Annotated in this window: 29 protein-coding genes and 1 tRNA gene; 10 read left to right on the forward strand and 20 right to left on the reverse strand. The window is 63.7% G+C overall.

The features are described from left to right. Positions 1 to 148 precede the first annotated feature (148 nt). The 3 genes from SC1_RS11785 (at position 149) to SC1_RS11795 (ending at position 2,914) form a co-directional block, all read left to right on the forward strand. Positions 149 to 1,051, forward strand: coding sequence for an SDR family oxidoreductase (locus SC1_RS11785; protein ID WP_062181758.1), 903 nt, complete (start codon positions 149 to 151; stop codon positions 1,049 to 1,051). 55 nt (positions 1,052 to 1,106) lie between these two features. Further along, complete coding sequence (locus SC1_RS11790; protein WP_062181761.1) at positions 1,107 to 1,763, forward strand: DUF4328 domain-containing protein; 657 nt, start codon at positions 1,107 to 1,109, stop codon at positions 1,761 to 1,763. 77 nt (positions 1,764 to 1,840) lie between these two features. Continuing rightward, positions 1,841 to 2,914 (forward strand): hypothetical protein, encoded by a 1,074-nt coding sequence (locus SC1_RS11795; RefSeq protein ID WP_062181763.1) that lies wholly within the window; start codon positions 1,841 to 1,843, stop codon positions 2,912 to 2,914. Here SC1_RS11795 and SC1_RS11800 read toward each other — a convergent pair. The 8 genes from SC1_RS11800 to eno all read right to left on the reverse strand — a co-directional run bounded on the left by SC1_RS11800 (position 2,892) and on the right by eno (position 9,518). Next, complete coding sequence (locus SC1_RS11800; protein ID WP_062181766.1) at positions 2,892 to 3,239, reverse strand: DUF2794 domain-containing protein; 348 nt, start codon at positions 3,237 to 3,239, stop codon at positions 2,892 to 2,894. The genes SC1_RS11795 and SC1_RS11800 overlap by 23 nt on opposite strands. Beyond that, a complete protein-coding gene (gene cysE, locus SC1_RS11805) occupies positions 3,239 to 3,952 on the reverse strand; it encodes a serine O-acetyltransferase (RefSeq protein ID WP_062181769.1) in 714 nt (237 codons plus the stop codon). Before cysE ends, SC1_RS11800 begins: the two co-directional genes overlap by 1 nt. 84 nt (positions 3,953 to 4,036) lie before the next feature. Further along, complete coding sequence (locus SC1_RS11810; RefSeq protein ID WP_062181771.1) at positions 4,037 to 4,678, reverse strand: hypothetical protein; 642 nt, start codon at positions 4,676 to 4,678, stop codon at positions 4,037 to 4,039. A gap of 120 nt (positions 4,679 to 4,798) precedes the next feature. After that, on the reverse strand, positions 4,799 to 6,178 hold the full coding sequence (locus tag SC1_RS11815) for a pyruvate dehydrogenase complex E1 component subunit beta (protein ID WP_062181774.1): 1,380 nt from the start codon (positions 6,176 to 6,178) through the stop codon (positions 4,799 to 4,801). A 1-nt stretch (position 6,179) separates the two neighbouring features. Next, positions 6,180 to 7,250 carry a pyruvate dehydrogenase (acetyl-transferring) E1 component subunit alpha gene (pdhA, locus tag SC1_RS11820; RefSeq protein WP_062181777.1) on the reverse strand — a complete coding sequence of 357 codons (1,071 nt, stop codon included), beginning with the start codon at positions 7,248 to 7,250 and terminating at the stop codon, positions 6,180 to 6,182. Positions 7,251 to 7,388: 138 nt separating this feature from the next. Continuing rightward, positions 7,389 to 7,715: a septum formation initiator family protein gene (locus tag SC1_RS11825; protein WP_062181780.1), complete on the reverse strand. Its 327-nt coding sequence runs from the start codon at positions 7,713 to 7,715 to the stop codon at positions 7,389 to 7,391. A gap of 70 nt (positions 7,716 to 7,785) precedes the next feature. Next, positions 7,786 to 8,247 carry a hypothetical protein gene (locus tag SC1_RS11830; RefSeq protein ID WP_062181783.1) on the reverse strand — a complete coding sequence of 154 codons (462 nt, stop codon included), beginning with the start codon at positions 8,245 to 8,247 and terminating at the stop codon, positions 7,786 to 7,788. Then, entirely contained in the window at positions 8,244 to 9,518 is a 1,275-nt protein-coding gene (eno, locus tag SC1_RS11835) for a phosphopyruvate hydratase (RefSeq protein WP_062181786.1), read from the reverse strand. The genes SC1_RS11830 and eno overlap by 4 nt, the downstream gene beginning before the upstream one ends. A 203-nt stretch (positions 9,519 to 9,721) precedes the next feature. Here eno and SC1_RS11840 point away from each other — a divergent pair, with 203 nt between their 5' ends. From SC1_RS11840 to SC1_RS11860, 5 genes are all read left to right on the forward strand, one after another. Beyond that, positions 9,722 to 10,270: a hypothetical protein gene (locus SC1_RS11840; protein WP_062184033.1), complete on the forward strand. Its 549-nt coding sequence runs from the start codon at positions 9,722 to 9,724 to the stop codon at positions 10,268 to 10,270. 7 nt (positions 10,271 to 10,277) lie between these two features. Next, complete coding sequence (locus SC1_RS11845; protein ID WP_062181790.1) at positions 10,278 to 10,742, forward strand: phage holin family protein; 465 nt, start codon at positions 10,278 to 10,280, stop codon at positions 10,740 to 10,742. Further along, positions 10,726 to 11,118 (forward strand): hypothetical protein, encoded by a 393-nt coding sequence (locus SC1_RS11850; RefSeq protein WP_062181793.1) that lies wholly within the window; start codon positions 10,726 to 10,728, stop codon positions 11,116 to 11,118. Before SC1_RS11845 ends, SC1_RS11850 begins: the two co-directional genes overlap by 17 nt. Continuing rightward, a complete protein-coding gene (locus SC1_RS11855) occupies positions 11,102 to 11,458 on the forward strand; it encodes a hypothetical protein (protein ID WP_062181797.1) in 357 nt (118 codons plus the stop codon). Before SC1_RS11850 ends, SC1_RS11855 begins: the two co-directional genes overlap by 17 nt. 82 nt (positions 11,459 to 11,540) lie before the next feature. Then, complete coding sequence (locus SC1_RS11860) at positions 11,541 to 11,756, forward strand: DUF4170 domain-containing protein (protein WP_062181800.1); 216 nt, start codon at positions 11,541 to 11,543, stop codon at positions 11,754 to 11,756. Between the two features lie 94 nt (positions 11,757 to 11,850). Here SC1_RS11860 and SC1_RS11865 read toward each other — a convergent pair whose 3' ends face one another. The 4 genes from SC1_RS11865 to SC1_RS11880 form a co-directional block, all read right to left on the reverse strand. Continuing rightward, on the reverse strand, positions 11,851 to 12,129 hold the full coding sequence (locus tag SC1_RS11865; RefSeq protein WP_062181803.1) for an ETC complex I subunit: 279 nt from the start codon (positions 12,127 to 12,129) through the stop codon (positions 11,851 to 11,853). Positions 12,130 to 12,198: 69 nt separating this feature from the next. Then, the gene (hrpB, locus tag SC1_RS11870; protein ID WP_062181806.1) at positions 12,199 to 14,661 is read right to left on the reverse strand and encodes an ATP-dependent helicase HrpB; all 2,463 of its coding nucleotides are present in this window, start codon (positions 14,659 to 14,661) and stop codon (positions 12,199 to 12,201) included. Beyond that, entirely contained in the window at positions 14,661 to 15,047 is a 387-nt protein-coding gene (locus SC1_RS11875) for a DUF1801 domain-containing protein (protein WP_062181810.1), read from the reverse strand. Before SC1_RS11875 ends, hrpB begins: the two co-directional genes overlap by 1 nt. A 7-nt stretch (positions 15,048 to 15,054) precedes the next feature. Continuing rightward, positions 15,055 to 16,068 (reverse strand): polyprenyl synthetase family protein, encoded by a 1,014-nt coding sequence (locus tag SC1_RS11880; RefSeq protein ID WP_062184036.1) that lies wholly within the window; start codon positions 16,066 to 16,068, stop codon positions 15,055 to 15,057. A 108-nt stretch (positions 16,069 to 16,176) separates the two neighbouring features. Here SC1_RS11880 and SC1_RS11885 point away from each other — a divergent pair, with 108 nt between their 5' ends. Beyond that, positions 16,177 to 16,464: a chorismate mutase gene (locus SC1_RS11885; protein WP_062181813.1), complete on the forward strand. Its 288-nt coding sequence runs from the start codon at positions 16,177 to 16,179 to the stop codon at positions 16,462 to 16,464. After that, positions 16,461 to 17,156, forward strand: coding sequence for a glutathione S-transferase N-terminal domain-containing protein (locus tag SC1_RS11890; RefSeq protein ID WP_062181816.1), 696 nt, complete (start codon positions 16,461 to 16,463; stop codon positions 17,154 to 17,156). Before SC1_RS11885 ends, SC1_RS11890 begins: the two co-directional genes overlap by 4 nt. Positions 17,157 to 17,731: 575 nt before the next feature. On the opposite strand, the gene SC1_RS11895 is transcribed toward SC1_RS11890, so the two are convergent. From SC1_RS11895 to SC1_RS11930, 8 genes are all read right to left on the reverse strand, one after another. Beyond that, the gene (locus SC1_RS11895; RefSeq protein WP_062184039.1) at positions 17,732 to 19,036 is read right to left on the reverse strand and encodes a HAMP domain-containing sensor histidine kinase; all 1,305 of its coding nucleotides are present in this window, start codon (positions 19,034 to 19,036) and stop codon (positions 17,732 to 17,734) included. 99 nt (positions 19,037 to 19,135) lie between these two features. Then, positions 19,136 to 19,801, reverse strand: a complete 666-nt coding sequence (locus SC1_RS11900) for a response regulator transcription factor (protein WP_039573238.1) — start codon at positions 19,799 to 19,801, stop codon at positions 19,136 to 19,138. Between the two features lie 100 nt (positions 19,802 to 19,901). Continuing rightward, entirely contained in the window at positions 19,902 to 20,210 is a 309-nt protein-coding gene (locus tag SC1_RS11905; protein ID WP_062181819.1) for a hypothetical protein, read from the reverse strand. Positions 20,211 to 20,297: 87 nt separating this feature from the next. Then, a tRNA-Val gene (locus SC1_RS11910) sits at positions 20,298 to 20,372 on the reverse strand. Positions 20,373 to 20,545: 173 nt separating this feature from the next. Beyond that, positions 20,546 to 20,818: an HU family DNA-binding protein gene (locus SC1_RS11915; protein WP_037510426.1), complete on the reverse strand. Its 273-nt coding sequence runs from the start codon at positions 20,816 to 20,818 to the stop codon at positions 20,546 to 20,548. 172 nt (positions 20,819 to 20,990) lie between these two features. After that, positions 20,991 to 23,387 (reverse strand): endopeptidase La, encoded by a 2,397-nt coding sequence (gene lon, locus SC1_RS11920; RefSeq protein WP_062181822.1) that lies wholly within the window; start codon positions 23,385 to 23,387, stop codon positions 20,991 to 20,993. Positions 23,388 to 23,524: 137 nt separating this feature from the next. Further along, positions 23,525 to 23,860: a YbaB/EbfC family nucleoid-associated protein gene (locus SC1_RS11925; RefSeq protein WP_062181825.1), complete on the reverse strand. Its 336-nt coding sequence runs from the start codon at positions 23,858 to 23,860 to the stop codon at positions 23,525 to 23,527. After that, on the reverse strand, positions 23,857 to 25,575 hold the full coding sequence (locus SC1_RS11930; RefSeq protein ID WP_083435812.1) for a DNA polymerase III subunit gamma/tau: 1,719 nt from the start codon (positions 25,573 to 25,575) through the stop codon (positions 23,857 to 23,859). Before SC1_RS11930 ends, SC1_RS11925 begins: the two co-directional genes overlap by 4 nt. Positions 25,576 to 25,580 lie beyond the last annotated feature (5 nt).

Genomic DNA, 25,580 nt, shown 5'->3' on the forward strand with positions numbered 1-25,580 from the left:
TTACGTGACATATGCACGTCATTTGCGTGACATTTATGTTTCAATCGTCATTTTTTCACCCTCTTGCCAGCAAGGCGCGAACGGCTAAGGACGGTCCAGTTTTTTCGGGCAACCTATCTTTCGGGGCAGCCCCTTTCGGGAGACCATCATGACGATCAAATTTGACGGCCGCGTTGCTATCGTTACCGGCGCCGGCGGCGGGCTTGGCCGCGCCTATGCGCTCGAACTCGCGCGGCGCGGGGCAAAGGTCGTGGTCAACGACCTCGGCGGATCGCGCGATGGCACCGGCCATTCCGACGCCGCACTTCAGGTCGTCGAGGAAATCCGCGCTGCGGGCGGCACCGCCATCTCGAACGGAGGCAGCGTCACCGAATATGAGCAGATGGTCGAAATGGTGGCGAAAGCGAAGGAAGAATGGGGCGGCGTCCACGTCCTGATCAACAATGCCGGAATCCTGCGCGACAAGAGCTTCGCCAAGATGGAGCCCGCCGATTTCGATCTGGTGCTGAAGGTGCACGTCAGCGGCAGCGCCAATGTGACAAAGGCATGCTGGGACCTGATGCGCGAACAGGCCTATGGCCGCATCCTGATGACGGCGTCGTCGACCGGCCTTTACGGCAATTTCGGCCAGGCCAATTATGGCGCGGCAAAGTTGGGCCTCGCGGGCCTTACCAAGACGCTTCACCTTGAAGGCGCGAAATATAACATCCGCTGCAACACGATCGCACCGGTCGCGGGCACGCGCATGACCGAAGACATCTTCCCCGCCGAACTGTTCGAGAAGTTCACCCCCGAAAATGTCGTTCCGGCCGCACTCTATCTGGTCAGCGAGGACGCTCCGACCAACATGATCGTCGGCGCGGGCGCGGGTGCATTCCACGCCGCCTATGTCACGATGACGCCTGGCGTTGCCCTTCCCGAAGGTGAGCGCACTCCCGAGGGGGTCGCCGCGGCATGGGAGAAGATCATCGACCGCAACGGCGAAACCGTGCCCCAGTCGGGCAGCGAGCAGTCGATGAACGTCATGAAAGCATTGATGGCACTGGGCTGAGCCTGATACACTTCCCCACGGGTGCGCCGGGGCGGCGTCCCCGTGGGGGAATGATATGGCGATCATGGGGCTTGCCGAGGGGATCGAACGGCTGGCGCAGCGCGCAAAGCTCTTGAAATTCCTGCTGATCGTGGGGCTCGCCGTGATTGCGGCAAGTCTCGTCGGCCAGATCGCCGAGCTTCGCGGTACAATTTCACTCGAAGAGAGCGCCCCGCTTACCGGGGCAGCGGCGGCTTACATCGCGGCCGGACTGGCAGACCTGTTGCTGACACTCGTCACGGTCGTTTTTTTCAGCATGTGGATTTACCGTGCCGCGGCGAACATTGTCGCCGCGGGGACGATCGGCTTCGACTATACGCCGGGCTGGGCAGTCGGGTGGTTTTTCGTCCCCATCGCCAACCTTTTCAAACCCTATGCCGCGATGCGGCAGATTTGGAACGCCAGTCACGGCGGACAGGGAGACGAGCTTGAGCGTCCGGAAGGCCTTCTCGCCATCTGGTGGGGGACGTGGGTTCTCGCAAACATCGCATCGAACATCGCGCTGCGGTTGACGATCAACCCCGCCTCGCCCGCCGAACTCGAGACCGGGCAACAGATCGGTATCTTTGCTTCGCTCGTCAGCCTTGCGCTTTATCCAGCGGCGTACCGCCTAGTCGACCGGATCACTGCCGCGCAGCGCGAGCGGCTGACCTCCGCCCACATCTTCTCCTGACTTATTGTGTTGCATCACTAATACAGCGCTGCTACAACCGCTTCGGGGCAAGGGGATCGGACAGAAGGACGACCCCGATGTACAGTGAAAGCGACCTGCAAGCCGCGGTCGATGCAAAGATACTCACGCCGGAGGCCGCATTGGCTTTCCGGTCGCATATCGCATCGGTGCGCGCCACCCCCGGAGCGGATGAGGAATCATTTCGCCTCATCACGGGTTTCAACGATATTTTCGTGAGCATCGCGGCGGTCATCCTGCTCGTCGCGGTCGGCTGGATCGGCGCCTCGATCCATCCCGCGCTCGGCGGCGCTTTCGTCGCCGCGTCGGCGTGGTTCCTCGCCGAATATTTCACGCGGAAACGCCGCATGGCGCTGCCCAGCATCGTCCTTGTTCTCGCCTTTTCGGGCGGTGTCTTTGCGACGATGGTCGGCGTTCTCGTCAAGCATGGCGAGTCCATCTTCGGCAACGACCCGGGCGAAACGACCGGCGCAATCCTGATCGGATCGATGGCGCTCGTCACGGCTGCAGCGACATGGGCGCATTGGAAGCGTTTCATGGTGCCCATCACCGTTGCCGCCGGCACCGCCGCACTCGCTGCGACCGCGGTCGCGCTCGTGCTCGCCATCACCGGAATGCCCAGCCCCGACGGCACGCTGCCGATGGCGCTGGTGCTGATTGCCGGGCTCGGCGTCTTCACCCTCGCGATGTGGTGGGACCGCAGCGACCGCGTGCGTCAGACGCGCCGCAGCGACGTCGCCTTCTGGCTCCACCTGCTCGCCGCGCCGATGATCGCGCACCCGATCTTCCATCTGCTCGGCGTTACGCGCGGTGACGACATCGGCAGCGCCGCGGCGGTCATGGTGATCGGCGTCTATGTCCTGTTCGGCCTGATTGCGCTCGCGATCGACCGCCGCGCCCTGCTCGTCTCCGCCCTCGCCTATGTGCTGTTCGCGATGACGCAGCTATTCAACACCTTTGGCGCGGTCGAGCTCAATGTCGCGCTGACGGCGTTCGTGATCGGCTCGGCGCTGCTGCTGCTGTCTGCCTTCTGGCAGAATGCACGGGCGGTGGTGGTCGGCTTCCTGCCTGACAATCTCGCGAACCAACTGCCCGCGACGACCCGTACGGTCAGTCTCCAACCAACTTCATAAGCTTGCGTTCGACGGGGGCGAGCACGTTGGAAAGCTCGTCTCCGCGCTTCAAAATCGCCCCGGCTTCGGAGACAAGGGCCCACATGCCCTGCCTGCTCCGCAAGGCGGGGCGTTTTTCTATGCGATATTCGGGCCGCTCGGCGGCGCGGCGGAAGGCCGAAAAAATGGCCGCGTCGCGGTGGAAATCCATCGCATAGTCGCGCCAGTGTCCCGCCGCGACCATCCGGCCATAGAGGTCGAGGATACGCATAAGTTCGGGGCGCTCGAAACCGGTCTGCTGCGATACCGTACGGCCTGCGAACGGCAAGGGCGTCACGGTTCCCATCAGGCGCTGGTCCGGCTCCCTTTGCGCCGCGGCGCCTGTTCCTCGGCGACATCACGTTCGTCGAGCAATGCCTTCAACTGCTTCTGCATCTGGTCGAGCTGGCATTGCAGCAGTTCGATCTTCTGCGTCGCGGGGTCGAAGGTTTCGCTGCACGGCGTGCCATAAGGCACAAACTCGCGCGCATATTCGTTCGCGTCGAGCAGGGTCGAGCGCGCCGGGATACCGACCATCACGGCACCCTCGGGCACGTCCTTCGTCACGACGGCGTTCGCGCCCACGCGCGCGCGCGCATTGACGGTGACCGGGCCGAGGATCTGCGCGCCCGATCCCACGATCACGTCATTGGCAAGCGTCGGGTGGCGCTTGCCGCCGATACCGTTTGCCGGATCGGTCCCGCCGAGCGTCACACCCTGATAGATTGAGACATTGTCGCCGATCTCGGCGGTTTCGCCAATCACGACACCAAAACCATGGTCGATGAACAGATGCTCGCCGATCTGCGCGCCCGGATGAATGTCGATCGCGGTCAGGAAGCGCGAGAGATGATTGACGAAGCGCGCAAGAAAGAACAGCCGCGCCTCGAACAGCCAATGTGCGATGCGGTGCATGCCGACCGCCAGCAGACCCGGATAAAGCAGAATTTCCCAACGCGACCGCGGCGCAGGGTCGCGCGCCTTGATCGAATCGAGATAGGCGACCAGCCCATTGAACATCGCATTATCCCCTGCGACCCCGTTTGTTCTGGTGAAGATAGTTGTTTGGAAGGGGTATTTCCACCCCCGACGCGCTTTTAGTCGTCAGCGGCCGAAAAGGCCGAGGCGCAACAGCAGCAGACCCTCACCGCGCAGGTGCCTCTCGCCGTCATGACCTGCAATCGCGGCGGCCCAGCGATCGAGCATCAGAAGCGATCGGTTTCCGGCGAAAAGCCGGCGCGGTGACGGCGCAAGACTCTTTGCATGACCCAGAAGGTCCCGCGCCTCGCGCTCATTATCCTCGACGCCCGCGCCCCATAGAAGGCCCCAGCGTTTTCCACCCGCTTCGTCGCCGCCGGACAGCCCGAAAAGATGCCCGCCAAAGCTCTCGGATGCGGCGCGCCGTTCGGCATCGCTTTCCGCAAGCAGCATCGCCTCGGCCGCATCGACGAGCGCGTCGAGACCGGTCCTTCCGGCCCACGTTGCCTGAAGTTCGGCGAGCAGCGGCTCGCCCTTCGGCAACGCCCCGGGATCCTTTTCGATCATCGCCGCCATGTCGCGCCACCAGGCAAGCTTGATCTGGCCGATCAACGGCTCGCGCGCATCGATCAGCAATTTGGTCAGCCGCGCCGCCAATCCCCACAGCGCCGACATCGCGGCACGCCGCGCGTGCGGCACCGAGACCATCACGCGCGGATCGCGCAGGTCGGGATAGAAGCTGGTTTCGAGATCGGCCTCAGTGGTCATATGCAGGCGGCTAGCATCACCATGCCGTCATTGCGAGCGGAGCGAAGCAATCCAGAGCGGCTTTACACAGCCCTGGATTGCTTCGTCGCATCGCTCCTCGCAATGACGAGGTGAAAGAGATCAAGCCCGATTGCGAACCGCCTTCACGGCTGCGACAACGCGCGGCGTGTCGACCAGCGCGGCCTTTTCCAGATTATGCGCATAGGGCAGCGGCACATCTTCGTTGCACACGCGCATGACGGGGGCGTCGAGATCGTCGAAGCCATGCTCCATCGCGACCATCGCAAGTTCGCTGGCGATCGAACAGGTCGGCCAGCCTTCCTCGACGATGACCAGATGATTGGTCTTCTTGAGGCTCGCGAGAACCGTCGCGGTATCGAGCGGACGCAGCGTGCGCAGATCGATCACCTCGGCGTCGATCCCCTCCCCCGCCAGTTGGTCGGCGGCTTCGAGCGCGAGCCCGACGCCGATCGAATAGCTGACGATCGTGACGTCGCTGCCCTGCCGCATGATCCGCGCCTTGCCGATCGGCAGGACGAAATCCTCAACCTCTGGCACGTCGAAGCTGCGGCCATAGAGCAGCTCGTTTTCGAGGAAGACGACAGGGTCTTCGGTACGGATCGCGGCCTTCATCAGCCCCTTGGCATCGGCGGCGTCATAGGGCGCGATCACTATCAGGCCGGGGACGCTGGCATACCAGGGCGCATAATTCTGGCTGTGCTGCGCACCGACGCGCGCCGCGGCGCCGTTCGGTCCGCGGAAAACGATCGGACAACGCATCTGGCCGCCCGACATATAGTTGGTCTTGGCAGCCGAGTTGATGATGTGGTCGATCGCCTGCATCGCGAAGTTGAAGGTCATGAATTCGATGATCGGCTTCAACCCGCCCATCGCCGCGCCCGCACCCAGGCCGGCAAAGCCATATTCGGTGATCGGCGTGTCGACGACGCGCTGCGCGCCGAATTCCTGGAGCAGGCCCTGCGTGACCTTGTACGCGCCCTGATATTCGGCGACTTCCTCGCCCATCACAAAGACGCGGTCGTCCTTGCGCATTTCCTCGGCCATCGCGTCGCGCAGCGCTTCGCGGACCGTCAGGCGGACCATCGCGGTGCCTTCGGGGATTGCGGGATCCGAAGCGCGCTCGGCCGCCGCGGGGGCTGCAGCCGGAGCAGCAGCGGGCGCCGGAGCCGGTGCTTCGGCCTTCGGTTCGGGAGCAGCAACCGGTGCGGCTGCAGGCGCCGGAGCGGCAGCTTCCTCGCCATCGCCCGTGATCGTCGCAATCACGGTGCCGACCTTCACATTGTCGGTGCCCTCGGCAACCAGGATCTGGCCGATCGTACCTTCGTCGATCGCTTCGAATTCCATCGTCGCCTTGTCGGTTTCGATCTCGGCAAGAATGTCGCCCGACTTCACCGTGTCGCCTTCCTTGACGAGCCACTTGGCGAGCGTGCCCTCTTCCATCGTCGGCGACAGTGCCGGCATTTTCAATTCGATGGCCATCTCAATATTGCTCCACCAGCACGTCGGTATAAAGTTCATGAAGTTCGGGTTCGGGCGCGCTTTCTGCAAAGTCGGCTGACTCGGCCACGATCTGGCGGATTTCCTTGTCGATATCCTTGAACTTGTCCTCGCCGATGCCGGCGTCGGTCATCAGCTTTTTCAGATGTTCGATCGCGTCGCTCTTGTCGCGCACCGCCTGCACTTCCTCGCGGCTGCGATATTTGGCGGGGTCGGACATCGAGTGGCCGCGATAGCGATAGGTTTTGAGCTCCATCAGCACGGGGCCCTTGCCCGCGCGCACCCATTCGAGCGCAGCTTCGGCCGCACCGCGCACCGCGAGAACGTCCATGCCGTCGACCTGCATGCCGGGGATGCGGAAGCTTTCGCCGCGGCGATAGAGCTGATCCTCGGCCGACGCACGGTTGACCGACGTGCCCATCGCATATTGGTTGTTCTCGATCACGAAGATGATCGGCAGCTTCCACAGCTCGGCCATGTTGAAGCTTTCATAGACCTGACCCTGGTTCGCGGCGCCGTCGCCGAAATAGGCCATCGCCACGCCGCCGTCGCCGCGATATTTGTGCGCGAAGGCCAGCCCGGTGCCAAGCGACACCTGTGCGCCGACGATACCGTGGCCGCCATAGAATTTATGCTCGACGCTGAACATGTGCATCGAGCCGCCCTTACCCTTCGAGATGCCGGCCTGGCGTCCCGTCAGTTCGGCCATGATGACCTTCGGATCGATGCCGTAAGCGAGCATGTGGCCATGGTCGCGATAGCCGGTGATCACGCTGTCCTTGTCGCCGTCGAGCGCCGACTGCAGCCCGACCGCAACGGCTTCCTGGCCGATGTAGAGGTGGCAGAAACCGCCGATCAGGCCGAGGCCGTAAAGCTGCCCCGCCTTCTCTTCGAAGCGGCGGATGAGCAGCATCTCGCGATAGAATTTTTCCAGCTCTTCGGGCGTCGCGTCATAGGGGACGGGGTCGCGCGGTTGCTCGCGATTGGTCGCGGCGGCCGGGGTGGATGCAGTCTTTTTGGGCGCGGGGGAGGTTCGCGCAGGTGCTTTGGCCAAGACGGGTTCCTTTGCATTTAGCCGTTACGGCAAGCCGCCATATAGGAGAGCCGCGACGTACTTGGCAACGCCCACCATGGGCGGGCGTTATGCCAACTTACGTATGCAGCATGGGCGCAGCGACGCTGCGGCGAAAGCTCAGGGCTTCGCGTCGGGTTCCATCGGAATGATCACCTCGTCGGGGTGATAGGCGCCAAGCTTCTCGCGCACATATTCTTCGGCAAGATCGGGATCGACGCGGCGCCGATCGAGCAGGTTGACGCGGTTCTGCAATTCGGTCTGCTTCTTGGTGAGTTCGCTCAGGATAACGCGCTGCTTCTCGACCGACTGGCCATAGTCGCCCCAGGCATACAGGCCGGTCGGGCCGAAAATGATATAGCCGATCATCGCCAGCACCACCATCACCGCGATGGCGGGGCCGGCGGCCCGGTGCATCGATTTGCGGAATTTGTGGCGCTGCGTCATTCCGGCCCTTGAATCAGAGTTGATTCGCGGCGTCAAGGCGTCAGGCTCCGGTTTTCAACAGTTCACCGCATCACAATGGATGCCAACTCACGTCTCCATCGCCGGGTTCAACCTTTGCGACAACCCCGTCGCGATTGTTTTCGGCCGTCAGCAGGACCTCCCTGCCGGTCGCTTTGGATAACCCAACCATGAACCGTGCCACCTCATTTGCGGCTCTTGCATCCTCGACCTCTGCTGGATCGACATCAAACTCCACCTCTTCCTTTACAAAAAAGTGGCAGTTCAATGTGACGCCGCCGAGCAGGCACGACAATGTCGCAGTGTCCCCGCGGTCACGGGCGACGAATATCTGCTCCGCATGGCTTGGCAACGGAACCGGTTCGCCGCCAACTCGCAGCGTCAAGCTCGCCCGCCGCCCCAGCAGAAACGCCCATGTCTTTTCCCACTCGGCAAGCGAGGTGTCCAAGATATAGATATCCCGGAGCGAACCGTCCTTCTCAAAGGCAGAAGATATTCGGGACCAATCGGTCACCCGAAGATCGACGATCCCGGATAGCGCGCCATATCGCCCAGCTCTTCCTCGATGCGGATCAGCTGGTTGTACTTGGCGAGCCGGTCCGAACGCGCGAGGCTGCCGGTCTTGATCTGGCCGCAGTTGGTCGCGACCGCCAGGTCGGCGATCGTCGAATCCTCGGTCTCGCCCGAACGGTGCGACATGACGGCGGTGTAGCGTGCGCGGTGCGCCATATCGACGGCGTCGAGCGTTTCCGACAGCGTGCCGATCTGGTTGACCTTGACGAGCAGCGAGTTGGCGAGGCCGTCCTTGATCCCCTGCTCCAGACGCAGCGGGTTGGTGACGAACAAATCGTCGCCGACGAGCTGGCACTTGTCGCCGACCAGGTCGGTGAGCGCCTTCCAGCCCACGAAATCATCCTCACTCATCCCATCCTCGATCGACTTGATGGGATAGTCGTTCACCAGCGCGGCAAGATATTCGGCCATTTGTTCAGGGCTCAGCGAAAGCCCCTCGCCGCTGATTTCATATTTGCCATTTTTGAAGAATTCTGTCGCCGCGCAATCGAGCGCGAGGACGACGTCGGTGCCGAGCTTGAAGCCCGCCTGATCGACCGACGCGGCGATGAAGTCGAGCGCAGCGCGCGTCGAGGCCAGGTTCGGCGCAAAGCCGCCCTCGTCACCGACCGCGGTCGCGAGCCCCTTGGCCGACAGGCCCTTCTTCAGCGTGTGGAAGATTTCGCTGCCCCAACGGACTGCTTCGGCAATGCTGCCGGCGCCGACGGGCATGATCATGAATTCCTGCACGTCGATCGGATTGTCGGCATGCTCGCCGCCGTTGATGATGTTCATCATCGGCACCGGCAGCGTGCGCGCCGAGACGCCGCCGACATAGCGATAAAGCGGCAGGCCACGCGCGTCCGCCGCGGCCTTGGCGGCGGCCAGGCTGACGCCGAGGATCGCGTTGGCGCCGAGGCGGCTCTTGTTCGGCGTGCCGTCGAGGTCGATCATCGCAGAATCGAGTTCGCGCTGATCCTCTGCATCGAGGCCGATCAGCGCTTCGGCGATGTCGCCGTTGACCGCAGCAACCGCCTTGATCACACCCTTGCCGAGATAACGGCTCTTGTCGCCGTCGCGCAGTTCGACCGCTTCATGTGCGCCGGTCGAGGCACCCGAGGGCACGGCCGCACGGCCGAAGCTGCCATCTTCCAGAAGCACATCGACTTCGACGGTCGGGTTGCCGCGGCTGTCGAGGATTTCGCGGCCGTGAATGTCGATGATGGCGGTCATGGATAATGTCCTGCTGGCGGCCGCAAATTGGCCGATGGAGAAAGGCGCCCGCCTGTTATCGGGAGGGTGACGTTAGTGCAACCGCTGCATAGGAATTTTGCGGAGGGATGGAACCATTCGGCTCGCCTTGCTATATATTCTGACAGGACCAAGAGAGGCCGCCCGCTCGCGCGGCGCCCGACACGACAGAAGAGGACTAAATGATGGCCAAAGCCGCTACTCCCGCGACGAAGAAAGCCGCAGCTCCCCGTCCCAAGGCCCCCGCGAAGGCCGCAGCCACCAAGGCCGCGCCCGCCCGCAAGCCCGCCACCGTGAAGGCCGCCGCCAAGGATCATCCGATCCGCGACCAGATCGCCGCGACGCGCGACACCATCAAATCCGAAGCGTCCAAAAAGGCTGCGTCGCTGAAACAGGAAGCGACGACGCTCAAGAATCAAGCCTCGACCAAGGCGCGCGACGCCGCGAACAAGGGCAAGGACAAGGCCGCCGAAGCCGTCGGCAGCCTCGCCAAGCTGCTTGAGGACAGCGCCGGCACCGTCGACAGCAAGTTCGGCAAACAATATGGCGACTATGCCCGCTCGGCCGCGACCACCGTTGCCGGCCTGGCCACGACGCTCGACAAGAAAGATCTCGACGAGCTTGCTGCCTCGACGCGCGACATGGTCAAAAAGAACCCCGCGATCGCCGTTGGTGCCGCCACGGTGATCGGCTTCGTCCTTGCCCGGATGCTCAAGGGCAACTCGAACGATTGACAGGGCCTTGCCACCTTCCGATCCGAAGATCCCGCCAGCGTCCGACGCGCGCAGCTTTGACGGCATAAGTCACGGTTACGCTCCCGACGGACGTCCGCTTGCCCCGCCTCCCGTTCCGCTCGAAAAGATCGTCGGCGATGTCGTCGACAATCTTTCGGCGACGGCCAAGGCGGAGCTTGCGCTGCTTGAAGCCCGTACCGAACTCGCCCTGCACGGCGTGTCCTGGACGGCGGGCTGGGGCGCCGTTGCCGCCTCGGCTTTGGGCATCGCAATGCTTGCGCTGGCGTTCGGGGCGATCCTGGCGCTCGCGCCGCATGTCGGCCCGTTTGTCGCAACCCTGATTGTCGTCGCCGTTCTGCTCATCATCGCCGCCTTTGCCGGGTGGCGCGCGCAGCGCAGCTATGGCGACATTCGCACCGCGCTGCGGCGCGACCTTACGAACGAAGGGATCGACGATGCCGCGGACGCGTAATCGCCTGATCGTCGCTGCGCGCCGCTCGATGCTCCAGCGCGCCGAACTGTACCGCCGGCTCGACGTCGCGCGCGCTGCATTCAAACCCGGCGCGCTCGTTGATCGCGGCAAATACCGGATTGGCGAGGTCGTCGACGATACTGCGCATGCCGTACAGGAACAGTTTCGCAGCAACCGCCTTCCGATCGCGATCGCCGCTGCGGCGGGCGTCGCCTGGTTGCTGCGCGAACCGATCAAGGAACATGCCCCGCGTCTGGTGCAAAAGATTCAGGACCTGGCGGCAGACGTCGCCGATCATTTTCGGTCCACCGACGATCCGGCGGACGAAGATGAGATCGAAACTCTGGAGGAAGAAGATAATGAAGCCGTTCGGTGAAACCGCCCGCGATACGCGTGCAAAAGCGAGTGAACTTGCGGAGAAAACCGCCGAAAATGCCCGGTTGACCGCCGAAGCGGCAAAGGCGCGCATTCAGGACGGCTATGGTCGCGCCCGCGCCGCGACCGAAGATCTCGCGGCGAAGGCCAGCGAGCAAGCCGGCGTCGCCCGCGAAGCGGCTGGCGAGGTTTATGAAAAGGGCAAGGCGCAGGCCAAACGCGCGAACAGCAAACTCAAAGACGTTGCCGAAAAGCAGCCGCTGGCGCTCGTCGCGGGCGCGGTCGCAATCGGCGCGCTGCTCGGATCGCTGCTGCCGAAGGGCCGCAAGGAAGAAGACTGAGCCGCACTTGCCGTAGGGGCTAAGCGCTGGTAGGGGCCGCGGCTTCTCCCCTCCCCCGCGCTAACCCGCAAGGAAAGCAACCATGAGCAAATTGCATCTCGTGTTCGGCGGACGCGTCGCCGACCCGCAGGGTCTCGATTTCGTCGACCTCCACAACCTCGACGTCGTGGGCCTCTATCCCGACTATAAGTCGGCGGAAAAGGCATGGCGCAGCGCCGCGCAGCGCACGGTCGACGACGCCGAAATGAAATATGTCGTCGTCCACCTGCACAAATTGCTGCAGCCCGACAGCGAATAATCGAGAAGGATCGTCGGCCCTCCGCGAAGATGTGGGGCCGCTATCGACGTAGCGCGAGATTGCCAGCGTCCCCCGCCTTCGCGGGGGCGACGCTTTACCGGAAATTGTCGGCGTAAGCCTGGATCTTGAGCGTCCGCACCGGCGTCGCGGTCACTTCGACTTCGATGCCGTTACGCTCGGCATAAGCAATGGCCTCTTCCTGGCTCGCGAAGCCAAGGCGGAGCTGGCGCTGCGTGTCGCCGCTGCCGGCCCAACCCATTAGCGGATCGGCCTTGCGCGCTTCGACCGGCGCATATTCAAGCACCCAACGCTGCGTCCCGGCACGCCCCGACTGCATGGCATTTTTGGGCTTCTGGAAAATACGCGCTTTCATCGGGGTCGTCCTGTTTAACCGGGGCCTGAGCCGCCGCCTTAGCGCCAAGCGGCGCCTGCGAAAAGGGGCCTATTGCGCATCGCGGCGCGCCTGTGCCGCTTTGGTCATCAGGCTCGGCCGCGCATTTGCCGGATCGTCGGGCCAATTATGCTTGGGATAGCGCCCGCGCATCTCGCGCGCCACATCATGCCAGCTACCGCTCCAGAAGGATACGAGGTCGCGCGTCGTCTGAATCGGTCGATGCGCGGGAGAGGTCAGGGCGAGCACCAGCGGCACCGGCGGATCGCCGATCGTCGGATGGCGGGCCAGCCCGAACAATTCCTGCACGCGAAGGCTGACCGTCGGCCCACCGTCGGCGCCATAGTCGATCGGATGCCGGCCGCCGACCGGTGTCGCATAGTCGGCGGGCGCGTGCTTTTCGAGCAACTGCCGCGCCGGCCAGTCGAGGGTCGCCATCAACGCATCGGTCAGCTTGCGATCGCCGATATCGCGAAGGCCCCGGCATCCCGAAAGCAACGGCTCCAGCCAGAGTTCGAGACTATCGGCGAGCGCGCCGGTCGAGAGCGCGTCGATCCCCGCATAGGAAGCGCGCTGGCGCAGCGCCTGCGACGCCGGTCCCCAACCGATCAGTCCCAGTCCCTTGCTGCGCACCGCAGCCATGCGTACCGCGATATCGTCCTCCGAATTTTCGCTGCGCCCGGCCTGCCCGCTCGTCAGTGCGATCGCACCAAGCCGCCGTTCGCGGCGATGATCGACGCGGTCGTTAGCGCCGTCATAACTGCTTGCCGAACGCTGGACGATGCGGTCGGCGAAGAGTGCCTCGACCTCGGCCTGTTCGATTGGCGCCGCGGCCAGGATGCGCACCCCCGCGGCATGGCCCTGCGCGTCAGCGATCGCGAGCCATTCGCTGCCCGCGAGCGGATCGACCGGGTCGATGCGATAGGCGCGTCCGCCGACGCTGAGATACTCGCCGCGCTGCCCTGCTCGCTGCCGCGCAACGCGGTCGGGCCACGCGGTCGCAATCCAACCGCCGATCGAGCGCGTTGGAACGCTATCGGTCTCTGCCGCCAGCTTCTCGCCGATGGTCGCGAGCCGCCGCGCGAGACGCCAGGCGCCGTCGGAGCGTTCGTTGCGTTGCCCACGCCAACGCGACAGCCGCGCTTCGACATCGACGCCGCGCCCGCCAAGTCCCGGCTCGGTCAACAGCACGGCAAGCCGCCCCGCCATCTCCGCCTCCCCCGCGCGCGCCGCGTCGAGCAGCATGTGCGCGAGCGGAACGGGAAGCGGGATCGCGGCGAGAGCCTTGCCGTGTGCGGTGATGCGGCCATCGTCGGCCAGCGCCCCAATCGCCTGAAGCCGGCTTTTCGCTTCCGAAATGGCGGCGGGCGATGGGGGGTCGAGCCAGCCCAGTTGGCGCGGGTCGATGATGCCCCAACTCGCACAATCGAGGACGACGGGCATCAGATCATTTTCGTGGATTTCAGGGGGATCGAACGGCGGCATGCCTGCGGTCGCCGCGGCTTCCCACAATCGATAGGCAACGCCCGGCCCTTGCCGCGCGGCGCGGCCCGCGCGCTGCGTCGCCGACGCCTGGCTCGCGCGCTCGGTGACGAGGCGCGCGATGCCCGCCGCCTTGTCAAAGCGCGGACGCCGCGACAGGCCGGCGTCGATCACGATACGCACGCCGTCGATCGTCAGGCTGGTTTCCGCGATGCTCGTCGCGAGGATCAACTTGCGCCGTCCATCAGCATCGCGGACGAGCGCCTTGCGCTGTAGCGCCGGATCGATCTGGCCGTGGAGGCGATGGACGACGAGCGGCAAGCGCGCCTCTTCGACTGCGGCTGCAGTGCGCTCGATGTCGGCGGCGCCGGGCAGGAAAGCAAGCATGTCGCCCGCAACCTCGTCGACCAGCGCCTGCCGCACCGCCGCGAGCATCGAAGCCTCCAGCCGGTCCTCGGCGCGGCGACCGATATGGCGCAGTTCGAGCGGCCAGATCTTGCCCTCGCTCTTCACCGCCGGCGCATTGCCAAGGAGGGCGGCAAAGCGCACGCCGTCAAGCGTCGCCGACATCGCAACGAGGCGAAGATCGTCGCGAAGACCCTGCTGCGCATCGATCGCCAATGCGAGCGCAAAGTCGCCGTCGAGGCTGCGTTCATGGACTTCGTCGAAGAGGACTGCCGACACGCCCCGAAGCTCGGGATCCGCGAGGATGCGGTTGCGGAACAGGCCGGGAGTCATCACCAGCAGCCGCGTCGCCGCCGACTGCTTGCTGTCGAGCCGCGTGGCATAGCCAACCTTGCCGCCAACCGCTTCGCCCATTTCCTCGGCGATGCGCTCGGCCGCGCCACGTGCGGCAAGGCGGCGGGGCGAGAGCAACCACACCGCGCCCTTGCACCGCGGTTGGTCGAGTATCGCGGGCGCCACGCGCGTCGTCTTGCCAGCCCCCGGCGGTGCCACGACGACGGCGTTGGGCTTTAGCACCAGGGCCGCCATGATATCGGGCAGCACGACATCGATCGGAAGCGATTGCATCAGGTGCGCGCCGCAGGGTTGCCCAGTTGGGCGTTCAGGCGAAAAGCCTCGGCGGCGAGCGCCGCGACCGTTTCGGCCGAGACCTCGGTGCTTTCGGTCATCACCAGATTGCCGAGTTCATATTTGCCACTCGCCTTGATCCGCGGCTCCAGCTCGCGCAGCCTTTTGCCGCGCCAGAAACCGAGCAGCACCCGATGCTCCTCGGCGCGGATCAGGATGCACGGACCATTCGTCATGAAGACAAGGTTGGTCCATTTGATCGTCTCTTCAAAGGGTGCCGCGGCCATGATTGTCGCGCGCATCATTTCGCAGCGTTCGCGCTGCCAGCCTGACAGCGCGGCGATATAGGCGCCGGGGCTTTCCGCCGCTGGGCCCATCATCGCCATGTCCGCCTCAATAGGCGCGCGCGACCGCGAACGCGACCGCTTCGGTCAGCGCCGACTTCGCCTGACTGGCACTGAAACCCCCGATCGCATCGACGGCGCGCTGACCATAGTGGCGCGCGCGGGCAAGCGTGTCGGTGATCGTGTCATGTTTGTGGAGCAGCGACGTGGCGTAGGCGAGATCCTCATCCGACGTACGATGTCCGACGATGGCCTGCTTCCAGAAATCGCGTTCCTCCGCGCTGCCGCGCGCATAAGCGAGGATGACGGGCAGCGTAACCTTGCCGTCGCGGAAATCGTCGCCGACACCCTTGCCCATCGTTTCGGCGTCCGAAACATAGTCGATCGCATCGTCGACGAGCTGGAACGCAATGCCGAGGTTGCGGCCATAGGCGTCGAGCGCAGCTTCGGTCGCCTCGTCACGCTCGGCAACGACCGCTGCGATCTTGCACGCGGCGGCGAAGAGTTCGGCGGTCTTGGCATTGATGATCGCGAGATACTGGTCCTCGCTCGTCTCGATCCGGCGCTGCGCCGAGAGCTGATTGACCTCACCCTCCGCAATCACCGCCGAGGCGCGCGACAGGATCTTGAGCACCTTCAGCGATCCGTCCTCGACCATGACTTCGAACGCGCGGCTGAACAGGAAATCGCCGACGAGCACCGAGGCGCTGTTGCCCCAGATGATGTTCGCGGTCTTGCGGCCGCGGCGCAGGTCCGACTTGTCGACGACATCGTCGTGGAGCAGCGTCGCGGTGTGAATGAACTCGACCGCGGCGGCGAGCTTGCAGTGGCGGCGGCCCGGATAGTCGAGCAGCTTGCCGCACGCGAGCGTCAGCATCGGGCGCATCCGTTTGCCGCCGCCCGCGATCAGATGCCCCGCGAGTTCGGGGATCAGCGGAACTTCGGACTGCATACGGTCGAGAATGACCGAATTCACCTCGTTCATATCGGCGGCGACGAGCGCCATCATCGGGTCGAGCGAGGGCGGCCGGTCGCCGTGGAGCTGATGGATTTCCGCAGTCATAACGCGGCGAGCCTTGGCGCCGCGGTCGCGATTTTGCAACGACTTTCGGCTTGCTTTGAAGCCCCGCCCGGTGCCAAGCGTGCCGGAGAAGAGAGGAATCGCGCACCCATGGACGACCAACTGAGCCGCTACCGCCAGAGCATCGACAATATCGACGCGGCGCTCGTCTATATGCTCGCCGAACGGTTCAAGGTGACCAAGGCGGTCGGCGAACTCAAGGCCCGCGAAGGCCTGCCCCCCGCCGACCCCGGCCGCGAGGAACGCCAGATCGGACGGCTGCGCGAACTCGCGCGCGACGCCGATCTCGATCCCGATTTCACCGAGAAATTCCTCCGCTTCATCATCGACGAAGTAATCCGCCACCACCAGCAAGCCAAGCGGGAGCAGGACGCATGAGCACGGCCCATCCGATCTTCGCGCGCTGGCCGGCAAAGCACCCCGACCGGATACAGCTTTTCTCTGCGCCGACGCCGAACGGGGTCAAGGCGGGGATCATGCTGGAGGAAACGGGTCTCGCGTACGAACCGCACCGGATCGACATCATGGCGAACGAAAGTCATGACCCGGCGTTCCTCGCGCTCAACCCCAATGGCAAGATCCCCGCGATCTACGACCCGCAGGGCCCCGGCGGAAAGCCGCTCGCGCTGTTCGAATCGGGCGCCATCCTGATTTATCTGGCCGACAAGAGCGGGCAGTTTCTTTCGGCCGATCCGGCGGAGCGGTACGAGACGATCCAGTGGGTCATGTGGCAGATGGGCGGCGTCGGCCCGATGTTCGGCCAGCTCGGTTTCTTCCACAAATTCGCCGGCCGCGAATATGAGGACAAGCGCCCGCGGGATCGTTACGCGGCGGAATCGGCGCGTCTGCTCGGCGTGCTCGACGAAAGGCTGGCGACGCGCGAGTGGGTCATGGGCGCCGACTACAGCATCGCCGATATCTCGCTGCTCGGCTGGGTACGCAATCTGATCGGCTTTTACGACGCGCGCGAGATCGTCGGCTTCGACCGGTTCAGTCATGTCCAGCGCTGGCTCGATGCCGGCTTGGCACGTCCCGGCGTACAGCGTGGCCTGGAAGTAACGGCGGCTTAAGGCAAGCGACGGCTTTCGGCCGGAAGCTGCCCTTTCTTGCATCGTCACCCCGGACTTTATCCGGGGTCCCGCTTGAAGTCGAAGTCCGTGAGCACGTCGAAAAAGCGGGATCCCGGGTCAAGCCCAGGATGACGGAAGGTCGGTATCGACCGAAAGCCCCCCATCCTTCTTCGTCATCCCGGACTTGATCCGGGATCCATAACCGCACCATCGTCATGGACCCCGGATCAAGTCCGGGGTGACGAGGGTGGGGATCGAGCGACAGCTCACCACCCTAAAACAGACATCGCCTTCAAATAGGTCTTTCCTACATTATCCGGCTGTGTCAGCCTTCATCCGGCTCTTTCATTCGGTGAACAAAAAAGGTGGTCGCTGCCTGGCTTACGGGTACGACCACGATCGGACGTGCCGCGCACATCCAGCGCTCCGCGACTTGCAAATCGGGGCGCGCATAGGGCTGAACTTTCCTGAACTTTGAAATATTGCGCGGCCCTTGCGCCGTTCCGATCCCAGAGCCAGCCGGGCGATGTTCAAAGAGGGCAACGACAGCTCAGACCCCAAAGCCGCATTCACCCCTAACCCGCCGGCAATCTCAACCGCACCATCACGCCGCCGAGATCCTCGCTCTCCTCCAGCGTGACACTACCGCCGTAGATTTCGGCGACGTCGCGTACGATAGCAAGGCCAAGTCCGGTTCCCGGCTTGCCGCTGTCCAGCCGCACTCCGCGATCGATCACACGGACCCGGTCGTCGGGCGAGATGCCGGGACCGTCGTCCTCGACCAGTATTTCGGCCATATTTCCATCGCGCTGGACGGTGACGAAGACACTGCCGCCGCCATATTTGGCCGCATTTTCGAGAAGGTTGCCAACAAGCTCATCAAGGTCTTGCCGCTCGACGCGCACGATCAGCGTCTTGTCGCCCTCGGCGTCGAGGCGCGCATCGGGATAGAGCGCGGCGACGGCCCGCGACACGCTGTTGACGCTGTCCCAGACGACCGCCCTCGCCTGCGCCGCGCCGCGGCGCCCGACGGCGCGCGCGCGCGCGAGGTGGTGGTCGACCTGCCGTTGCATCGTCGCCGCCTCGCGCCGCACCGTTTCGGCAAGCTCCGACGTCGAACTCGTCGCGCTGTTGACGAGCACGGTGAGCGGGGTTTTCAGCGCATGCGCGAGATTGCCCGCGTGAAGCCGCGCCTCTTCGGCCTGCTTCTCGTTATGCGCGAGCAGCGCGTTCAGCTCGTCGACCATCGGCTGCACTTCGAGCGGCAGGGGCGCATCGACCCTGCGATTCTGGCCGCCGCGCATCGCCGCGATCGCGCGACGAATATGTCGGAGCGGCCAAAGCCCGTAAAAGGTCTGGAGCGCCGCGAGGATGATCAGCCCGAGCCCAAGCAGCGCAAGGCTGGGGATCAACGTGGCGCGCACCGCACGATTTTGGGTGTCGAGCGCTTCGCGCGACTGGGCGATCTGGAACCGCCAGTTGGTCTTGCTGCCCGGCAGGATGACGTTGCGTTCGAGTACGCGCAGTTCCTCCTCGGGAAACTGATTGCTGTCATAGGTGTGGATCTGGTTGTCGATATGCGGCACCGGCGCCTTCAGCGTGCGCTCCCACAGAGAACGCGAGCGATAGGGTTCCTGATTGCCGCCGCTGATCTGCCAGTAAAGGCCGCTATAGGGTTCGAGGAAACGCTGATCGCCTAGCGGTTCGACCAGCCGCACCTCTCCGTCGGGGCCGATCTCCGACGAGCGGATCATCGCAATCAGCACATATTCGAGGCTCGAATCGAAGTTGCGCGTGATAGCGCCGGTCAGCACCCGGTCGAGCGCGAAGCCGCCGCCGATCAGCAGCACTGAAATCCACAGCGCCGCGATCGCGATCATGCGGCGCGCAAGCGAGCCGGTGATACGGCTGGTCAGCGCCTGCGGCTTGTCCGCGTCGGTATCCGCGACGACGGCCGGGGCGTCGGCCTCCGCCACGGATCAACCCTGCGGATCGTCGAGCTGGTAGCCGAGCCCGCGGATCGTCGTGATGATATCGGCGCCGAGCTTTTTGCGGATGCGGGTTACGAAAACCTCGATCGTGTTCGAATCGCGGTCGAAATCCTGATCATAGATATGCTCGATCAACTCGGTTCGCGACACGACCTTGCCCTTGTGGTGGAGCAGATACGACAGCAGTTTATATTCCTGCGCGGTCAGCTTCACCGGCGCACCGTCGAGCGTGACACGGCCCGAGCGCGTATCGAGCCGAACCGGGCCCGCGATGAGTTCGCTCGACGCATTGCCCGCGGCGCGGCGGATCAGCGCGCGCAACCGGGCGATAAGCTCTTCGGTCTGAAAGGGTTTGGCCAGATAGTCGTCCGCGCCGGCATCGAGCCCCGCCACCTTGTCCGACCAGCTATCGCGCGCGGTGAGAACGAGCACGGGAAAATTGCGCTTTTCGCGGCGCCAGCGGTCGAGCACCGTCAGCCCGTCGATTTCGGGCAGGCCGAGATCGAGGATCGCCGCGTCGTAATTTTCAGTGGAGCCTAGAAAATGGCCGTCCTCACCATCGGTCGCAAGGTCGACGGCATAGCCAGCGCCTTCCAGCGTCGCCTTTAGCTGCGGGCCCAGCGTGGGTTCGTCTTCGACAATCAAAATCCGCATTCAGGCGCCTTTCCTTTGCGCGCCGCACGATGTCGGCCGCATGTATCGACTGTGTATCAAGTCCGAACGATCATCGCAAAATGTCGTTGCGGGCAAAATGTCAGGGTTTCCGCCCCACGATCCGGCCGGTGCGGGCGTCGACATAGACAACGACCACCTGGCTGCCGTCCATGAATTTCAGGGCATAGATCATCCGTCCTGCATCGAACTGCGGGCCGCCAAGATAGGTCATCTCGTTATAGGGCGCGCGCGAACGGACATCGGCGATCAGCCGGTTGAGCGGAATGACCTGTCCCTGCGCCGCCGCTTCGCGCAGATTGTCCTGGTCACGATCGCCGCGCGCGAAGGCGGGCGCGCCTGCCGATATCAGCAGCGCGGAAACGAGGGAAAGGGTCAAGGTACGGATCATGGCCGCTTCTCTAACGCGAAGGCATTGAATAGGCGATGAATGGCCGGGTCAGCCCCGGTTTCGGTTTCCGCCATGGCCGGGAAGCCATGGTGGGCGCGACAGGGATTGAACCTGTGACCCCACCCGTGTGAAGGGTGTGCTCTACCGCTGAGCTACGCGCCCGTCCGGTGCATGCCGGGAGCCCGGCGTCCGAAAGTCGGACGTCCATAGCCGCTGCGACGGTGATTGCAACGGACATTTGTTCAATCTTCACGCACAATCCATCCGGCGGATACAAATCGGGCCGCAGCTTACGCCACGGCCCGAAATGTATTCACCAGAAGGTGCCTGTCAACTTAGTTGACGGCGTCCTTAAGGGCCTTACCGGCCTTGAACTTCGGCTGGTTCGACGCCGCGATGGTCATCGTTTCGCCGGTGCGCGGGTTGCGACCGGTCGATGCCTTGCGCTTGCTGACCGCGAAGGTGCCGAAGCCAACGAGACGGACTTCGCCGCCCTTCTTCAGCGAACCGGTGATTGCGTCGAACACGGCCTCAACGGCCTTGCTCGCGTCACCCTTGGTCAGGCCGCTCGAGTCAGCGACGGCGGCGATCAGGTCTTGTTTGTTCATGCCTAAGGAACCCCTGCATTATGGTTGGTTAAATGATTCTCATGGCCCGAAGCCATGGCGCGTCACTAACGATGTTTGACCCCGCCTTGTCAAAGCAAAAAAGGACGAAAAACGCCCCAAAACGTCGATTTTGCGACGAATTTGGGGCGAATTACCGTGAAGCGGTGCCGACTCAGTGACGAATCGTCGTTTCGGGGTCGTTTCCAGACGCGATCGGCGGGGATGCCGCCAGTTCGTCGGCCTCGGTCCATTCGATCGGCACAACGGGTGAGACCAACGCCTCGGCAAGGACCTGATCGACATGGCTGACCGGAATGATCTTGAGCCCGCTCGTGATATTCGCCGGAATTTCAACGAGGTCCTTCTCATTCTCTTCCGGGATCAGCACCGTTTTGATGCCGCCGCGCAGCGCTGCGAGCAGCTTTTCCTTGAGCCCGCCGATCGCAAGCACGCGGCCACGCAGCGTGACTTCACCGGTCATCGCAACGTCGCGGCGCACCGCAATGCCGGTCAGCGTTGAAATCATTGCGGTGACCATACCAACGCCGGCCGACGGGCCATCCTTTGGCACCGCACCCTCGGGCAAGTGGATATGGATGTCCTTGCGCGCGAACAGGCTGGGCTTGATGCCGTATGCCGGCGCGCGCGCCTTCACGAACGACAGCGCGGCCTGTACCGACTCGGTCATCACTTCACCAAGCTTGCCGGTGGTGCGCACCTGCCCCTTGCCCGACGCGGTCACGGCTTCGATCGTCAGCAATTCGCCGCCGACCTCGGTCCATGCAAGCCCTGTCACGGCGCCGACCTGATCTTCCAGGTCGCCCATGCCGTGGCGGAATTTGCGCACGCCCGCGAATTCGGAGAGATTCTCCGGCGTCACGGTGACGGTTTCGGCCTTGCCTTCGAGAATGCGGCGCAGCGCCTTGCGCGCGAGACGCGCGATCTCGCGTTCGAGCGTGCGGACGCCGGCTTCGCGGGTGTAATAGCGGATGAGGTCGCGCAGCCCTTCTTCGGTCAGCTCGAATTCGCCCGCTTTCAGGCCATGCGCCTCGACCTGCTTGGCGATCAGATGCAACTTCGCGATCTCGACCTTCTCATCCTCGGTATAGCCTTCGAGCCGGATGATCTCCATGCGGTCGAGCAACGGCTGCGGCAGGTTCAGCGAGTTGGCGGTCGTGACGAACATCACGTCCGACAGGTCGACATCGACCTCCAGATAATGGTCCTGGAATTTGCCATTCTGTTCGGGGTCGAGCACTTCGAGCAGCGCCGATGCCGGATCGCCGCGGAAATCCTGGCCCAGCTTGTCGATCTCGTCGAGCAGGAACAGCGGGTTCATCGTGCCGGCCTTTTTGAGGTTCGTCACGATCTTGCCCGGCAGCGAGCCGATATAGGTGCGGCGATGGCCGCGAATCTCGGCCTCGTCGCGCACGCCGCCAAGCGACTGGCGCACGAACTCGCGGCCCGTCGCCTTCGCAATCGACCGGCCGAGCGAGGTTTTGCCGACGCCCGGAGGGCCGACGAGGCACAGGATCGGCCCCTTCAGCTTGTTCGTACGCGCCTGAACCGCCAGATATTCGACGATCCGGTCCTTGACCTTTTCGAGCGCATAATGGTCGTCGTCGAGGACGGCTTGCGCCTTCGCGATATCCTTCTTGAGCTTCGACTTCTTGCCCCACGGCAGGCCGATCAGCGTGTCGAGATAGTTGCGGACAACGGTCGCTTCGGCCGACATCGGCGCCATCGCGCGCAACTTCTTGAGTTCGGCGTTCGCCTTGGCCTTGGCTTCCTTCGACATTTTGAGGCTGTCGATCTTGAGCTGCAGCTCGGCCAGATCGTCGCCGCCCTCGCCATTATCGTTGCCGAGCTCGCGCTGGATCGCCTTCAACTGTTCGTTGAGATAATATTCGCGCTGGCTCTTTTCCATCTGGCGCTTCACGCGGCCGCGGATCTTCTTTTCGACCTGCAGAACGCCAAGCTCGCCCTCCATGAACGCGAAGACCATCTCGAGCCGCTTCGACGGCGCATCCTCGACGAGCAGTGCCTGCTTGTCGGACACCTTGATGTTGAGATTGCCTGCAACGGAGTCGGCAAGACGCGAGGCATCCTCAATCTGCGACAATTGCACCGCGGTTTCGGCGGGCATCTTCTTGTTGAGCTTGGCGTAATTTTCGAACTGGTCGACGACCGAGCGCATCAGTGCGGCGGTGTCGACGCTGTCGTCAACCGTGTCGCCGATCGGCTTGACGCTTGCCATCACGGCCTTGTCTTCGTTGGCGAGGCCGAGCAGTTTCGCACGCTCCTTGCCTTCGACGAGTACGCGGACGGTGCCGTCGGGCAGCTTCAAAAGCTGGAGCACGGTGGCGATCACGCCGACATCATAAAGATCGTCGCGCTGCGGATCGTCTTCGCCCGGATCGAGCTGCGCCACGAGAAAGATTTCCTTGTCGGATTCCATCGCGGCTTCAAGCGCGGCGACCGAACGGTCGCGTCCAACAAAGAGCGGCACAATCATGTGCGGGAAAACGACGATGTCACGCAGCGGAAGAAGGGGATAAGATTGCGTCATTACGGCTCCTGGACGGGCCCCGCGACCGGGCGCACCGCCCTTCTTATAGGTGGTTCATCGCTAATATGGCGTAACTTCGCACGCATTCAATGTCACTGCGCTGAACAGCGCGGGCCCAGAGGGATTCGGGGGCCGGCTCAAAACGGCAGCTTGAAGCCCGGGGGGAGCGGCAAGCCGCTCGTCATCTTGCCCATTTCCTCGTTGCTCGCCGCATCGGCCTTTTCGCGCGCGTCATTGAACGCGGCGGCAAGTAGGTCTTCAAGCATCTGCTTGTCCGAGGGAACCATGAGACTATCGTCGATGTGGATCGCCTTGATGCGGCCTTTCGCAGTCGCGGTGATTTTCACAAGACCGCCGCCCGAAACGCCTTCGACCTCGACGCTGTCGAGCTTCGCCTGCGCCTCCTGCATCTGCGCTTGCACGGTGGCTGCGGCTTCCTGCGCCGCCTTCATCATTTCTTCGATCGATTTCATGGGTTCGACCTATGCCGATTGTCGTCGTCCTCGACAAGCCTTGCGTCGGGAAAAGCCGCCAAAGCGGCCTTTACGACAGGCAATTCGCGAATTCGCGCGTCATTGTCGGCCAGTTTCGCGGTGCGCACGTCGCCAAGGCTCGGCCGCCCTTCCCCTTCGCCTGCGCGAACCTGCCAACGGCTGCCCGTCGCCGCAAGCAACGCCTCACCCAGATCGCGCGCGAACGCCGCGCCGAGCGCCGCGACGGGGGCAAAAATGAGGCTTCCGGGTTCGAGGCTGATGATTCGCATATGATCATAGACATCGACCGCAAGACGATGATTTCCGGTGCTTTCGAGGAGCTGGTGAATCTGCGCGACGGTCAGTGCCGAGGCGGGCACCTGGGCCGTGTCGGCCGTCGGCATGGGGGCCGCAGCGACGGGTTCGGCCGCCATGTTTTCCTGCGACGCTGGTGCCGCCGGCGCGGCGAGCGGCATCGTCGGCACCCCGCCCTTTTCGAGCAATTTTGCAAGCTCGCCGGGATCGGGCATCGCAGCGGCGTAGATCACGCGCAGCAACAGCATTTCGAGATGTTCGAGCGGATTATTCGCGCGGAGCACTTCGTCATGCCCCTTGAGCAGCAATTGCCACAGCCGGTTGAGCGGCGCGAAACCTAGTTTTTTCGCCCAGTCGCCAATGCGTTCGCGGTCGGCCTCGGCAAGCGCTGGATCGTCGTGGCGTGAGACTTTGGCGAGAGTGATCGCATGGGTCAGGTCCATCAGTCCCCGCACCATCGCAACCGGCTCGATCCCCAGCGCATATTGTGCACGCGCCAGATCGATCGCGCCGCCCGCATCGCCTTCCAATATCGTTGCCATCAACTGCGCGATCGACGTGCGATCGGACAGTCCGAGCATCACGCGCACCTGCGCCGCGCCGATCATCCCGCCGCCATCGAGGTCCGCGTGGGCAATCGCCTGATCCAGGATCGACAGCCCGTCGCGTACCGAGCCCTCCGCGGCGTTCGCGATCAGCCAGATCGCAGGCGCCTCTGCCTCGACGCCCTCTTTCTGCAGAATCGCGCTGAAATGCGCGAACAGCATGTCGGGGGTAATGCGGCGTAGGTCGAAGCGCTGACAGCGCGACAACACCGTCACTGGCACCTTGTTGACTTCGGTCGTCGCGAACAGGAATTTGACGTGCGGCGGCGGCTCTTCGAGCGTTTTCAGAAGCGCATTGAACGCGTTACGCGACAACATATGCACTTCGTCGATGATGTAGATCTTGTAGCGCGCCGAGACCGCCGCATAGCGCACCGCCTCGATAATCTCGCGCACGTCATCCACGCCGGTGTTCGATGCGGCGTCCATTTCGATCACGTCGATATGGCGCCCCTCGGTAATCGCGCGGCACGGCTCGCACACGCCGCACGGGTCAATTGTCGGACCACCCTGCCCGTCCGGACCGATGCAGTTCAATGCCTTGGCGATCAAGCGCGCGGTCGATGTCTTGCCGACCCCACGCACCCCGGTCATCAGAAATGCGTGGGCCAGCCGGTCGCGCGCGATCGCGTTGCCAAGCGTGCGCACCATCGCATCCTGCCCGATCAGTTCGGCAAAGGTTTGCGGGCGATATTTGCGGGCAAGAACGCGGTATGGCCCACTCGACGGCTGCGGCGCCGTCTCGGGCAGGTCCATTCCCAGCATCGGGGTTTCGTCGTCGGCGGAATCGCTCATGCTGT

Source organism: Sphingopyxis sp. C-1 (genome assembly GCF_001047015.1).
Taxonomy (GTDB): Bacteria; Pseudomonadota; Alphaproteobacteria; order Sphingomonadales; family Sphingomonadaceae; genus Sphingopyxis.

Coding starts and splice junctions, on each gene's coding strand:
- SC1_RS11785 (WP_062181758.1), top strand. CDS start 149: ATGACGATCAAATTTGACGGCCGCGTTGCTATCGTTACCGGCGCCGGC.
- SC1_RS11790 (WP_062181761.1), top strand. CDS start 1,107: ATGGCGATCATGGGGCTTGCCGAGGGGATCGAACGGCTGGCGCAGCGC.
- SC1_RS11795 (WP_062181763.1), top strand. CDS start 1,841: ATGTACAGTGAAAGCGACCTGCAAGCCGCGGTCGATGCAAAGATACTC.
- SC1_RS11800 (WP_062181766.1), bottom strand. CDS start 3,239: ATGGGAACCGTGACGCCCTTGCCGTTCGCAGGCCGTACGGTATCGCAG.
- cysE (WP_062181769.1), bottom strand. CDS start 3,952: ATGTTCAATGGGCTGGTCGCCTATCTCGATTCGATCAAGGCGCGCGAC.
- SC1_RS11810 (WP_062181771.1), bottom strand. CDS start 4,678: ATGACCACTGAGGCCGATCTCGAAACCAGCTTCTATCCCGACCTGCGC.
- SC1_RS11815 (WP_062181774.1), bottom strand. CDS start 6,178: ATGGCCATCGAATTGAAAATGCCGGCACTGTCGCCGACGATGGAAGAG.
- SC1_RS11825 (WP_062181780.1), bottom strand. CDS start 7,715: ATGACGCAGCGCCACAAATTCCGCAAATCGATGCACCGGGCCGCCGGC.
- eno (WP_062181786.1), bottom strand. CDS start 9,518: ATGACCGCCATCATCGACATTCACGGCCGCGAAATCCTCGACAGCCGC.
- SC1_RS11840 (WP_062184033.1), top strand. CDS start 9,722: ATGGCCAAAGCCGCTACTCCCGCGACGAAGAAAGCCGCAGCTCCCCGT.
- SC1_RS11850 (WP_062181793.1), top strand. CDS start 10,726: ATGCCGCGGACGCGTAATCGCCTGATCGTCGCTGCGCGCCGCTCGATG.
- SC1_RS11855 (WP_062181797.1), top strand. CDS start 11,102: ATGAAGCCGTTCGGTGAAACCGCCCGCGATACGCGTGCAAAAGCGAGT.
- SC1_RS11860 (WP_062181800.1), top strand. CDS start 11,541: ATGAGCAAATTGCATCTCGTGTTCGGCGGACGCGTCGCCGACCCGCAG.
- SC1_RS11865 (WP_062181803.1), bottom strand. CDS start 12,129: ATGAAAGCGCGTATTTTCCAGAAGCCCAAAAATGCCATGCAGTCGGGG.
- hrpB (WP_062181806.1), bottom strand. CDS start 14,661: ATGCAATCGCTTCCGATCGATGTCGTGCTGCCCGATATCATGGCGGCC.
- SC1_RS11875 (WP_062181810.1), bottom strand. CDS start 15,047: ATGGCGATGATGGGCCCAGCGGCGGAAAGCCCCGGCGCCTATATCGCC.
- SC1_RS11880 (WP_062184036.1), bottom strand. CDS start 16,068: ATGACTGCGGAAATCCATCAGCTCCACGGCGACCGGCCGCCCTCGCTC.
- SC1_RS11885 (WP_062181813.1), top strand. CDS start 16,177: ATGGACGACCAACTGAGCCGCTACCGCCAGAGCATCGACAATATCGAC.
- SC1_RS11890 (WP_062181816.1), top strand. CDS start 16,461: ATGAGCACGGCCCATCCGATCTTCGCGCGCTGGCCGGCAAAGCACCCC.
- SC1_RS11895 (WP_062184039.1), bottom strand. CDS start 19,036: ATGATCGCGATCGCGGCGCTGTGGATTTCAGTGCTGCTGATCGGCGGC.
- SC1_RS11900 (WP_039573238.1), bottom strand. CDS start 19,801: ATGCGGATTTTGATTGTCGAAGACGAACCCACGCTGGGCCCGCAGCTA.
- SC1_RS11905 (WP_062181819.1), bottom strand. CDS start 20,210: ATGATCCGTACCTTGACCCTTTCCCTCGTTTCCGCGCTGCTGATATCG.
- SC1_RS11915 (WP_037510426.1), bottom strand. CDS start 20,818: ATGAACAAACAAGACCTGATCGCCGCCGTCGCTGACTCGAGCGGCCTG.
- lon (WP_062181822.1), bottom strand. CDS start 23,387: ATGACGCAATCTTATCCCCTTCTTCCGCTGCGTGACATCGTCGTTTTC.
- SC1_RS11925 (WP_062181825.1), bottom strand. CDS start 23,860: ATGAAATCGATCGAAGAAATGATGAAGGCGGCGCAGGAAGCCGCAGCC.
- SC1_RS11930 (WP_083435812.1), bottom strand. CDS start 25,575: ATGAGCGATTCCGCCGACGACGAAACCCCGATGCTGGGAATGGACCTG.